This is a genomic window from Candidatus Aminicenantes bacterium, assembly GCA_026393795.1.
Lineage (GTDB): Bacteria > Acidobacteriota > Aminicenantia > UBA2199 > UBA2199 > UBA2199.
Genome location: JAPKZL010000176.1, coordinates 1 through 10,952 on the forward strand (window position 1 = coordinate 1; position 10,952 = coordinate 10,952).

10 protein-coding genes and 1 tRNA gene are annotated in these 10,952 nt (G+C 58.2%); 2 read left to right on the forward strand and 9 right to left on the reverse strand.

What is annotated here, in order from left to right; genetic code table 11:
• The 5 genes from NTW95_08300 to hslV all read right to left on the reverse strand — a co-directional run.
• Positions 1-443, reverse strand: a 443-nt coding sequence (locus NTW95_08300; protein MCX6557411.1) for a response regulator, incomplete at its 3' end; no start/stop codon positions are given.
• Positions 444-532: 89 nt separating this feature from the next.
• Positions 533-1,699 (reverse strand): DUF362 domain-containing protein, encoded by a 1,167-nt coding sequence (locus NTW95_08305; protein ID MCX6557412.1) that lies wholly within the window; start codon positions 1,697-1,699, stop codon positions 533-535.
• Between the two features lie 8 nt (positions 1,700-1,707).
• Positions 1,708-2,766 carry a hypothetical protein gene (locus NTW95_08310; protein ID MCX6557413.1) on the reverse strand — a complete coding sequence of 353 codons (1,059 nt, stop codon included), beginning with the start codon at positions 2,764-2,766 and terminating at the stop codon, positions 1,708-1,710.
• 6 nt (positions 2,767-2,772) lie between these two features.
• A complete protein-coding gene (gene hslU, locus NTW95_08315; GenBank protein MCX6557414.1) occupies positions 2,773-4,149 on the reverse strand; it encodes an ATP-dependent protease ATPase subunit HslU in 1,377 nt (458 codons plus the stop codon).
• A complete protein-coding gene (gene hslV, locus NTW95_08320) occupies positions 4,150-4,686 on the reverse strand; it encodes an ATP-dependent protease subunit HslV (GenBank protein MCX6557415.1) in 537 nt (178 codons plus the stop codon).
• Between the two features lie 362 nt (positions 4,687-5,048).
• On the opposite strand from hslV, the gene NTW95_08325 reads away from it, so the two are divergent.
• Positions 5,049-6,575 (forward strand): M1 family aminopeptidase, encoded by a 1,527-nt coding sequence (locus NTW95_08325; protein ID MCX6557416.1) that lies wholly within the window; start codon positions 5,049-5,051, stop codon positions 6,573-6,575.
• A 53-nt stretch (positions 6,576-6,628) separates the two neighbouring features.
• Positions 6,629-8,632 carry a sulfatase-like hydrolase/transferase gene (locus NTW95_08330; GenBank protein MCX6557417.1) on the forward strand — a complete coding sequence of 668 codons (2,004 nt, stop codon included), beginning with the start codon at positions 6,629-6,631 and terminating at the stop codon, positions 8,630-8,632.
• Positions 8,633-8,675: 43 nt separating this feature from the next.
• On the opposite strand, the gene NTW95_08335 is transcribed toward NTW95_08330, so the two are convergent.
• From NTW95_08335 to NTW95_08350, 4 genes are all read right to left on the reverse strand, one after another.
• The gene (locus NTW95_08335; protein ID MCX6557418.1) at positions 8,676-9,629 is read right to left on the reverse strand and encodes a radical SAM protein; all 954 of its coding nucleotides are present in this window, start codon (positions 9,627-9,629) and stop codon (positions 8,676-8,678) included.
• A gap of 80 nt (positions 9,630-9,709) precedes the next feature.
• A complete protein-coding gene (locus tag NTW95_08340; GenBank protein MCX6557419.1) occupies positions 9,710-10,384 on the reverse strand; it encodes a class I SAM-dependent methyltransferase in 675 nt (224 codons plus the stop codon).
• The gene (locus NTW95_08345; protein ID MCX6557420.1) at positions 10,351-10,698 is read right to left on the reverse strand and encodes a hypothetical protein; all 348 of its coding nucleotides are present in this window, start codon (positions 10,696-10,698) and stop codon (positions 10,351-10,353) included. The genes NTW95_08340 and NTW95_08345 overlap by 34 nt, the downstream gene beginning before the upstream one ends.
• Positions 10,699-10,771: 73 nt before the next feature.
• Positions 10,772-10,847 (reverse strand) — tRNA-Asn (locus NTW95_08350).
• Positions 10,848-10,952: the final 105 nt, after the last annotated feature.

The following is a 10,952-nucleotide window of genomic DNA, read 5'->3' on the forward strand; positions in this document are numbered from 1 at the left end:
CTTGCCGTCAGGCTGGACTGGAGGTATTCAATCTGCCGCTGCATGTCCCCGAATTCGCTGATCTTGTCGATGACCATTTTTATCTGGGCCGGCGTGAATGGCTTGGGAATGTAATCGGTCGCCCCCATGCGGATCGCTTCGATGGCCGAGTCGATGGACGCATAGGCGGTGATGATGACTATTTTGGCACGCGGCGAATGAAATTGCAGGTAGGGGATCAGTTCAAGGCCGTTCTTGGTCCCCAAGCGCAGATCAAGAAAGGCCACATCGAAAACATTTTGCTTGATCTCGTTGACGGCGTCGTTAAAATCACCGACTGAACGGACCTGGCAGCCCTCGATTTCCAGACAAATGGCGATGGTCTTGCGAATGTTCGTTTCGTCATCGACTACCAATACGTTAAGCCGGATCTGCCTACCAGGTTTTTCTTTGTTTGTGCTCATTTATGCTCTCGAAGTTCTCATCATGGCCATGCCCGACCGGATCAATTCTAGCTTTTTTCCAAGATAAGTCAACTGGCATCGGGCTGGAATCAGTGGTGAATGAGTCGGCTCAACAGCGGCCGCCGGATGGTGATCGCTCCATGCGGGCACATCTCCTGGCAGCAATAGCAGCGGATGCAGCGCGGATAATCGTAAGCCGGCTTTGAATCCGCAGCGCCCGGTTTTTTCTGGACCGCCTTCGGTTCCACCGGGCACACGTCCGTGCAGACGCCGCAATTTTTACAAAGAGCGGTATCGATGAAGGGCCGCGGCGTAACCCATTTTTTCAGGTAATAGGGGAAAGAGCTGTCCATGGTCGCGGCCGGCTGGCGGACAACCTTGAAATCCGGGCATTCCAGCGGAGAGATCTCATCGCCGCAGATTTCAATCTCGTCATCCTGATACCGGCCCAGGCCGCTTAGGGCGGCGGGCTTCATGGTCGGAACATAGGTCGCCGGCATGTGGACCAGCCGGCAGAAAACGGCATCCAGGGCGACCGGGTCGCTTGCAAGGAGAAGGACCTTCATGGGCCGCGCCGTTCCCGAACCCGGGCCGTTGCCCTCCATGGCCACGATGCCGTCCAAGACGTAGAGACGGGGCTTGAGGAAGCGGGTGATGTCAACCAGCATGGCCGCAAAGTGCTCGGCCCTTGGCATCTTGACATGAAACTCGGCCTTGCGCATGCCGGGAACGCAGCCGAACTGGTTCTTGACCGCGCCGGTGATGCGCATGAACCCGTGGGTTTTCATCTTGGCCAGGCTGATGATGCCGTCGGTTTCCAACGCGGCTTTGGCCAGGACCAGCTGCTTGGTGATCATGGCTTCATTGAAGCCGACCTGTACGGCGGTGGTGAAATCGGCTTGCGCCATGCCGATTTCCCTGGCCGCCGCGGTCAATCCAGCTTTGGCCAGCGCTGCCGCCGGACTGCCGAAGCCCGGGGAATCGCCGAAACTGACCTTGGCTCCGCTTTCCTGGCACAGGAGACCCATGGCTTTGAGCACGGCTGGGTGGGTGGTGACGTTTTTATGCGGCTCGGCCCCTGACAGGCAATTCGGTTTGAGCATGACCTTTTCATTCGCGGCAACGAAACGGCCGATACCGCCCAGAAGTCCGACGCCCTGGCGTAGAGCTTGCAAAACCAGTTCCGGATCGTAGCTCGGGCATTCGATCAGGGCGACTTTGGTTCTTGGCGTTGACGTATTTTCAGTGCCGGCCATGAAGGGACTTATTCGAAAAGCTGCCGCACCGGGGGGCTGAAGTCGCTTTCGTTGCCTTTCTTGTCCACGGCGGTGACGGCGTAGGTGTATGCTTTGCCGTGAACGACCTGCTTATCGTGAAAAAAATTGTCGCTCACCGAGTCGGCCAGAAGCGTGAAATCCTCTTTTTCAGTCGATTTGCGGTAGACGCGATAGAATGCCAGGTCCTTGTCGGGCACGCTTTCCCAGGTTAAAAAAACCTGGTCCTTGGCGGTGAAGCTGACCAGGTTGTTGGGGATGTCGGGGGGAAACGTGTCCTGGACACTGACTTTGACCGAGTTGGAAGGAGCATTTTCGACATGCTCGCCCAGGCGGCAGGAAACCTGGTACTCGTATTCGCCGTCGGTACCGGTATCGAGGTCGTGAAAAAACTCATTGATCACGGGTTCGGCGTCGATGGGCCGGAAATCGGCTTCGCCGCCGGCGCCCATGATCCGGCGGTACACATGGTAGCCGCTGATCTCCGGCAGGCCCCGCTCTTTGTCGGCCGCTGCCGGCCGGCTCCAGTTGAGGGTGACCGCTTTCCCCTGCCGCGACACCTGCAGGTCCTGGATGGGCGGGGGAGTGAGCATGGTTTTCAAGGTCAGCAACGGTCCCGGCGCCGATCTTTTCCGGGCGTAATAATAGACCACGGTGAAGCCATGGATCTTTTCCTGCAAATCCTTGTTCTTGAAGGTGAAGCGGCAGGAAGGCGAATTCTGGCCGCTGCCCTTGATTTCATCGGCCTTCAACTTGGCCAGCAGCTCGGCCTTTTTAATGAAGGCATCGGCCGCCGGCGTTTCACCGGGGTTGAGGCTGTCGTGGTAGACGTAGACCTTGGAGACCGACGACGGTTCGAACGCTTGTTTTTTATCGTCCAGGGAGGCGGGAAAATTCCAGGCCAGCTCGATCTGGCCGCCGATCTGCCTGACGCGGAAATTCTCCACCGCCGGCGGCGTGTTCTCCGGTTCCAATACCAGCGGCCCCTTCTTGCCGCAAAAGGAAAACACGGTGACCAGCACGAAAAGGAAAAGCAGGTTTTTTTTCATTGCCCTTTAAAGGATGTACTTGCTCAGATCGCCATCCTTGATGATGTCCTTTATTTTATTATCGACATAGGCACGGTCGATCTTCACCTGGCCATTGTCCAGGTCGGAGGCTTCGTAGGAGATATCCTCCATGACTTTCTCCATGATGGTGTGCAGGCGGCGGGCGCCGATGTTTTCCGAGGAGGTGTTGATTTCAACCGCCATGGTGGCGATTTCCTCGATGGCGTCGGCGCTGAACTGGATGTCCAGTCCTTCGGTGCTCAGCAGGTTCTGGTATTGCTTGACCAGCGCGTTCTTGGGCTCGGTGAGGATGCGGACGAAATCGTCCTTGCTCAGCGATTCGAGCTCGACGCGGATCGGGAAGCGTCCCTGCAGCTCGGGGATCATGTCGGCCGGCTTGGCCACGTGGAAAGCGCCAGCGCCGATGAACAGGACGTGGTCGGTCTTGACCATGCCGTACTTGGTGTTGACCGTGGTCCCCTCGATGATCGGCAGCAGGTCGCGCTGCACCCCCTCGCGCGAGACCATGGGACCGTGGCCGCCGCTTTCGCGGCCGGCGATCTTGTCGATCTCATCCAAAAAGACGATGCCCATCTGCTCGGTGCGGGTGATGGCTGTCTTGGACACCTGATCCATGTCCAGCAGCCGGTTCTGCTCCTCCATCATCATGTAATCGAAGGCCTCGCCGAGAGGCATCTTGCGCCGTTTGGGGCCGCGCGCGCCCATCAAATTGGGCATCATTTCGCTGATCTGGATGCCGATCTCTTCGACGCCCGACGCCGAAAATATTTCGAAAGGGGTGAAGGAATTTGACTTGACCTCGACCTCGATGACGCGGTCGTTCAGCTTATCCAGGCGCAGGAGCTTGCGCAGTTTTTCCCGGCTTTCCTGGAAGCTGTCCGCTTCGCCGGCGGCGCCGGGGTCGGTCGTCTCCTTGGCGGGTTTCGGCGGCAGCAGGATGGAGAGGATTTTTTCCTCGGTATTGCGCCTGGCTTTTTCCTTGTTTTCCACCATCTTTTCGGCCTTGACCAGGTCCACGGCGATGCGCACCAGGTCGCGGACGATCGATTCCACGTCGCGGCCCACGTAGCCGACCTCGGTGAACTTGGAGGCTTCGACCTTGAGGAAGGGCGAACGGGTCAGTTTGGCCAGCCGGCGGGCGATCTCGGTTTTGCCGACGCCGGTGGGCCCGATCATCAGGATGTTCTTGGGGATGATGTCATCGGCGATGTCGGCCGGCAGTTTCTGGCGGCGGAAGCGGTTGCGCAGGGCGATACTCACCGACTTCTTGGCGTTTTTCTGGCCGATGATGTACTTATCGAGCTCCTTGACGATCTCCTTTGGGGTCAGTTCATCGCCCTTATTGAGGACCGATTCGCTCATCTACAGTTCCTCGATGCAGAAATTGCTGTTGGTGAAGACGCAGATGTCGGCGGCGATGGCCATCGCCTTTTCGACGATGGCGCGGGCGTCCAGCGTCGTGTCGCGGCTCAGGGCCAGGGCGGCGGCCATGGCGTACGGTCCGCCCGAACCGATGGCCAGGACGTTCTCATCCGGTTCGATGATGTCGCCCGTCCCGGACAGGATGTACATTTTCTCCTCGTTGGCGACGATGAGCATGGCCTCCAGCCGGCGCAGGACCTTGTCGGTGCGCCAGTCCTTGGACAACTCGACGGCGGCGCGCGAAATGTTGCCGTTGTACTCCTCGAGCTTGGCTTCGAAGCGCTGGAAAAGCGAGAAGGCGTCCGACGTGGCCCCGGCGAACCCGGCCAGGATCTTGTCGTTGTACAAGCGGCGGATTTTTTTCGCCGTATGCTTCAAAACGGTATTCTGGAACGTCACCTGACCGTCGGCAGCCATGACCAGTTTGCCCTGGTGGCGGACGCACAGCACGGTGGTGGAGTGCATGGTTTCCTTCATTAGTCGATTTTATAACTTTTAGCCGGTCAAGTCAACTTGACCAGGCAGCACCGATCATCCGGATATAAAAGCGGTAGTCACACTATAGTCACACTGGATGGTCTCAGCTTCTAATAAAATTGCTGAATCCATAGTGTGACTATTCAGTGTGACTATACCAACACTGGATGTTTTTGGCGACTTACAGAATTTGCCAAAAACATAGTGTTGGTAATCTGATCGGTCTGTCCCCCGAGGGGGGCGCCACGCATAGTACTTTGGTCTATCTTGTGATAGCGAAATTAATACCCGGGGTTTAAAAAATAAAATATTACTTTTGTCCTCAAACGATAGCTTCTCCCGGAACGTCAACTGATCGGTCAATGAATTTTGACCCGAATCCGGAATTGACCCTCACGGATAGCGGCTGCGGCCGCACCGGCGGGGTCAGGGAGGAGAAGATGGGAACAAAAAATGACGTTGATTCGATCGGCCTTCCGAGGGCATGGCCAAGCACGCAGTGGATTGCTGCCATTGCCCTATTCATTCTTTGCGCCCTTGGCGCTGGCGCCTCCGATCTGGTGCAAACGGGACTGGAAAACAGCAGGCTGCGCTCCCTCACCATGGACGCCTTTTTTGACCCGGCCCGCAATTTTCTGGATGCGGCCGTCCGTCTGCACTTTGCCGATCCGGCTCCTGAGCGGTGTTTGTTTCTGGCCGAAGGCCTGGAGGTCAACTCCGTTTGCAGCGGATCGAAGACAAAACTCAGTTTCAAGCAGGATTCCGGCTTGGTGTTCGTGCAAGGAAGCGGGGAAATGGAATTGGAACTCCGCTACAGCGGCCGGCTCGTTCGCGTTCAAGACCCGATTGACGCATCCGCGAGCCAGGATATTCCTGAAATGCCGATCATGGCGGACGATTGTTATTTCCTTTCCTACCTCCAGGATTTCTACCCGCATCCGAAGCTTGACTTTATACCGCTGCAAATGAATATCCGCATTCCCAACGAATGGAACTGCCTGGGCAGCGGCACGCTGATCGGCGTGGAACCGGAATCCGCTTCTAACACCTATAGGTTCGAAAACGCGCAAGCCAAAGGCCTGACGTTCGTCGTTGGCCGTTTTCAGCAAGTTGGCCTCGTTGGCGGGGCGATCCCCATCCGGCTCCACGGCTGGCCCGCCTGCAACTATAAGGATTATTTCACCGACGCAAACATGGCCCAGGCCCTCTCTTTTTTGATTGAGCATTTCGGCCCTCTCGACCTGCCGGAATTGAATGTTTTGTTCAGGAGCGGGCGCTGTTTCAGCGGCACCAGCTACACGGGTCTTATCGTCCTGAACCTGGAGGAGCCCTCGTCGCGCTTTTTGGCCGCTGCCGCCAAGAAAACCCAGTCCGAATCAATGTTTTCGATCATCGACGCCAAAACCGACCTGTTGATCCACGAGCTGGCCCACCAGTGGTGGGGCGGTTTGGTATCCTGGAAAACCTCGGCCGACAATTGCATCACCGAAGGGCTGGCCACCTTTTCCACATTGCTTTATTTGCGTGAAAGCCAAGGAGAAAAAGCCTACCGGAATGCTCTCAAGCGGCTGAACCAGCAGGTGAAACGATACGCCGATCTGGGAGTTCCCGCCCAAGGGGTTTCGCTGAAACTGATGAACCGCGGCAGCGCGGTTTATCAAGCCCTGGTCTACGTCAAGCCGGCGCTGATGCTGGCCGCCCTCGCCGACCGGCTCGGTGAAAAGGAATTGCTTTTCCGCTTGCGGGCCATTCTCGCGAAACGACGCGGCTGCAACCTGGACACGGCTGAGTTCCTGAGCCAGTTGAGCGCAGGTGACCGTGAATTGAGCATGTTTCTGGGCCTATGGCTGTTCAAAAAGGGATTGCCGCCGGATGCCCCGGGGCGATAAAAAAGACAAGTTGACAGTGTTGATGGTTTTGGCTATGATACGTCCTTACAGCCATGAAAAAATTCAAAATGTATTTCTGGACGGGATTGGTCTGGTCCATCCTGCTTTTCGCCCTCTCCTTCCTGCTGTTCTTCAGCTTCTCCTACATGGGGGTGCGCGACGCCCAGGTCGAACAGATGGTGCGCGACAACTACTCCGGTCTCATTATCCTTTACAACCTGAAGATCCTGCTAGCCTATGCGGTCATTTCCCTGGCCGTCGCCGCCGGCGCCGCGCTGCTCAAGCTGCGCCGCTGGTGGAGCGTGGCCGCCCTCGAACTGTCGGTATGGCTGTCCTTCTGGTTTTACGCCGTCAAGCTGCATCCGCAGCTGTTCATGGAAGAGCTGTACAACAAGGGCGGATTGCGGCGGGGGCTGCAGCTGCTGCTCACCGACCGCATGCCGCTCTTTCTCCCGTTCGCTTTTTTGGCGGCCCTGGTCCTGTCCCTGGCCTGGAGGAAAAAGCGGCTCTGGGCCGGCGCCCTGCTGGTCGTTTTCGGAGCGCTGCTGGTCTTGCGCTTCCCGGTGCCCCGGGCCGAAGCGCCGGAAAGCAAACAGCCCAACATCCTCATCTTCGGTACCGATTCGTTGCGCCCGACCAGCATCGGCTATAACGGCTACCAACGGCCGACGCCGGCCCTGGACAAGCTCTTCGCCGGCGGCGCCAATTTCTCCGGCGCCACGTCGTCCCTGGCCCGCACCTTCTCCTCCTTCACCTCGCTGCTCACCTCCACGTATCCGCCGGAGCATGGCATCCGCCACATGTATCCCCGCTTTGAGGAACGCCGCCGCGACTGGTTCACGCTGACCAAGATCCTGAAGCAAAACGGCTACCGCACCGGCGTGGTCAGCGATTTTGCCGGCGACATCTTCACCCGCATCGACTACGGCTTCGACGATGTCGAAGCGCCGTACCTGACCATCAAGAACGTCATCCGCCAGCGTTGCCTGGAGGTCCACTACCTGCTGCTGGGTTTCCTGATCCATCCGGCCATACACCGCTTCTTTCCCGAGATGGCGGGCATGCCGATGTACCTCGACCCCTATTACCTCAACCGCGGTTCCCAATATTTCATCCGCTCCGCCGTTGCCGCCCAAAAGCCATTTTTCCTGCTGAGCTTCAGCTCCAACTGCCATTTCCCTTACATTGCCAAATACCCGTACTATAAATTGTACACCGACCCCGGCTACCGGGGCCCGCACAAGTACTGCAAGTTCGACACGGCCATGAAGGAATTCTCGCGCAGCGACATCCCCGAGAGCGACCGCCGCCAGATCCGCGCCTTCTACGACGGCGGCGTGCGCCTGTTCGACGACAGCCTGGCCGACATGCTTGCCTTCCTTGAAAAATCGGGCCTGAGCCGCAACACCATCGTGGTCATCCTCTCCGACCACGGCGAGAGCCTTTACGAAGACGGCTACGGCATCGGCCACGGCGACCATTTGCGCGGCCCCTACTCAAACACCATGACCTTCGGCGTCTGGTCGCCCTACGAGTCCTTCGCCGGCAGGCGCATCGCCCCGACGGTTCGCGACATCGACGTGGCTCCCACGTTGCTTGACATGCTCAACCTTCCCGTACCGGACCGCTTCCGCGGCCGTTCCCTGCTGCCGGTCATGCGCGGCGGCTCCTTCGGCGGCTATCCGGCCTACATGGAGACGGAGTTGTGGTACACGCCGGAGACTCCCTACATCAGGAACCGCATGCGCATGGCCTATCCCGGCGTCCAGAAAGTCCTCGAGCTGGTCCCGGACAGCGGCGAGATCATTTTAAAGAAAGAATTCACCCCCATCGTCATCCGCAGCAAGCACCGCGGTATGCGGCTGAACGACAGGAGATACATTTACATGCCCGGCGACCACGGTTTCCAGGAGGAATGGTACATCGATGAAAAACTGCTGCCGCAGCCGCCGCTCGACGACGCGGCATTGCTGGGCCTAAAAAACACGATGCTGGGATTGTTCAACGGCAAGCTCAGCGTCGACGGCAGCGGCCGCATCGAGGAGAAGATCGAATAATTGATTCTACTCCAAGCAGGCTTGCTGCTTTAAAAGGGAGGGTTCAAACCGCAGTAAAAAAAATCTTTTTGTCTTGGATCACCGGTCGGATCTTTTTCTCCCTCTCCAGGACATCCAAATACTGGCGCAGCTCCGCCTCGCCCTTGGCGGTCAGGGCCTGCAGATCGTCCAGGGTCAGCGGCCGGCGGCGGATGGTGTTCAACAGGCTGTTTTCCAGGTTGCGGCTGAAAGACAGTATCTCGCCGCGGTGGCTGGTGCGCTTGATGATCTCCACCTTAAGGTCGGGCCAGCCGGCGCGGATCTTTTCCAGGGCAACGAAGTCGGCCGATACGACGCCGGGGTAGGCGGGGGGGCGGTCCAGGGTATTCAGCTGGACCTTGTCGGGGCGGATGCGGCGGATGGCCGCGCCCAGGGCGGCGATCTCTTTCTCCCGGTCATTGATTCCCTTGACGATGAAAACCTCCAACCAGATTTTGCCCTTGAATTCCTCGCGCAGGGCGGCCAAGCCGGCGATGATCCGTTCCAGATCCAAGCCGGCATGGGGCTGGTTGATGCCAACGAAGGCGGCCGGGGTGGCCGCGTCGAGCGACGGCAGGATGACGTCTGCCATTTGCACGTCCCGGCGCACCGTTTCTAGGTGCATCATCGTGCCGTTGGTCAGAACGGCCAGCGGCACGCGGCTGAGCTTTTTTATCTCGCCGATGAACCAGCCCAGGTCGGCGTTGAGAGTTGGCTCGCCGGAACCGGAAAAGGTGATGAAATCGAGATGCGGGATGTGCGGCAGGGTCGAGCGGAGCTCGGCGAGCAGCTGCTTTTTCGGGAAAAAGCTTTGCCGCTCGATGGTCAGGCGGGTGGTGGGGCCGCATTCGCAGTACAGGCAGTCCAGGCTGCAGGTTTTAAAGGGGATGACGTCCAGCCCCAGCGAGATGCCCAGGCGCCGGGAGGGGACAGGCCCGAAAACAAAACGGGGTTTGGAATCACGATCGATATTTTTCATGGGTGCTCTAATTTATTCCCAGGTTGTTTTCAACCTCAGGGCGGGGGCAAGCCCCGCCCCTACATCCGATCCATTCATTTCTAATACACATAGAATAACGCGCACTTGAGGTAATCGGACTGGAACAGGGGCAGCAGCACCGCGTGATCGTATGGCTGCGACTTGAAATCGATCAGCTTGATCCGGCGGCCGGCATCCTTGGCGGCGCTGATGATCACCTGCAGGAAATCGTCTTTCTCCAGGAAGTGCGAGCACGAGCAACTGATCAGATAACCTCCCGGGCGGATCATCTTCAGCGCCCTCAGGTTGATCTCCTTGTAGCCGCGCTTGGCTTCCGGCAATTTGTTCTTGGCCTTGACGAAAGCCGGCGGGTCGAGGACGACAATGTCCTTGTTGACGCCGGCCTTGCTCATCTCCTTGAGCACCTTGATGGCGTCGTCCTGGCTGAAGGTGAAATCGGCTTCGGCAAAACCGTTGAGAGCGACGTTCTCCCTGGCCTGCTTCATGTATTCGCCGGAAATCTCAAGGAATTCGACATGGGCGGCTCCGAAAGCGCGGGCGTGCAACCCCCAGGCGCCGGCATAGGAGAAAGCGTCCAGGACCTCGCACCCGGCAACGATGCCCTTGAGCAGCAGGTAGTTGTCGCGCTGGTCGAGAAAGAACCCGGTCTTTTGTCCGCGCATCACGTCCGCCTCGAATCGCAGGCCCGTTTCCAGGAAGGTTACCGGCCCGGTGAGCGGCGGGCCGCAAAGAATCTCGCCGTCACTCCACGCTTTCGTGGCCGGGCTAGGCGCTGCTGGTCGGCTTCGCGGATGCGTCGGCGCAGGAAATCGCGGTCGATCACCGCCTCCGGGTCGTAGCTCAGAACGCGGAAGGAGATGGTCGAAAGGGGGTTGACGTAGCCGGTGGCGATGTACATTCCCGATGCCGAAAAAAGGCGGCAAAGCTCACCCGGCGCGAACGATTTCAGGCCGCCGGCGATCTCGTTGTCGTAGGCCCAGAATTCGCCGTCCAGGATGCGCTTCTCTTCGCGCGCCTTCAGGACCAGCTTTCGATACTCAACGGCCATGAAGCTATTATAAGTGATTTTGCCGGAATTACAAAAATGAGCGCTGAAGATATCGGGAACGGAGAGAAAAAAATGGCTCCTCAGGAGGGACTTGAACCCCCAACCTTATGGTTAACAGCCATCTGCTCTGCCGATTGAGCTACTGAGGAACCCGTAAGCCATAAAATATCAAAATTAAGGCTTATTGTCAATAGCGCTTTTTCGTACGGCCGTTCCCGCCGGCGATCATTTAAGCTTCAGGCGGCCAAAGCCGA

Excerpts from the sequence above, each read along its gene's own strand:
- NTW95_08305 (MCX6557412.1), bottom strand. The coding sequence starts at position 1,699 with ATGGCCGGCACTGAAAATACGTCAACGCCAAGAACCAAAGTCGCCCTG.
- hslU (MCX6557414.1), bottom strand. The coding sequence starts at position 4,149 with ATGAGCGAATCGGTCCTCAATAAGGGCGATGAACTGACCCCAAAGGAG.
- NTW95_08335 (MCX6557418.1), bottom strand. The coding sequence starts at position 9,629 with ATGAAAAATATCGATCGTGATTCCAAACCCCGTTTTGTTTTCGGGCCT.
- NTW95_08345 (MCX6557420.1), bottom strand. The coding sequence starts at position 10,698 with ATGGCCGTTGAGTATCGAAAGCTGGTCCTGAAGGCGCGCGAAGAGAAG.
- NTW95_08330 (MCX6557417.1), top strand. The coding sequence starts at position 6,629 with ATGAAAAAATTCAAAATGTATTTCTGGACGGGATTGGTCTGGTCCATC.
- NTW95_08325 (MCX6557416.1), top strand. The coding sequence starts at position 5,049 with ATGAATTTTGACCCGAATCCGGAATTGACCCTCACGGATAGCGGCTGC.
- hslV (MCX6557415.1), bottom strand. The coding sequence starts at position 4,686 with ATGAAGGAAACCATGCACTCCACCACCGTGCTGTGCGTCCGCCACCAG.
- NTW95_08310 (MCX6557413.1), bottom strand. The coding sequence starts at position 2,766 with ATGAAAAAAAACCTGCTTTTCCTTTTCGTGCTGGTCACCGTGTTTTCC.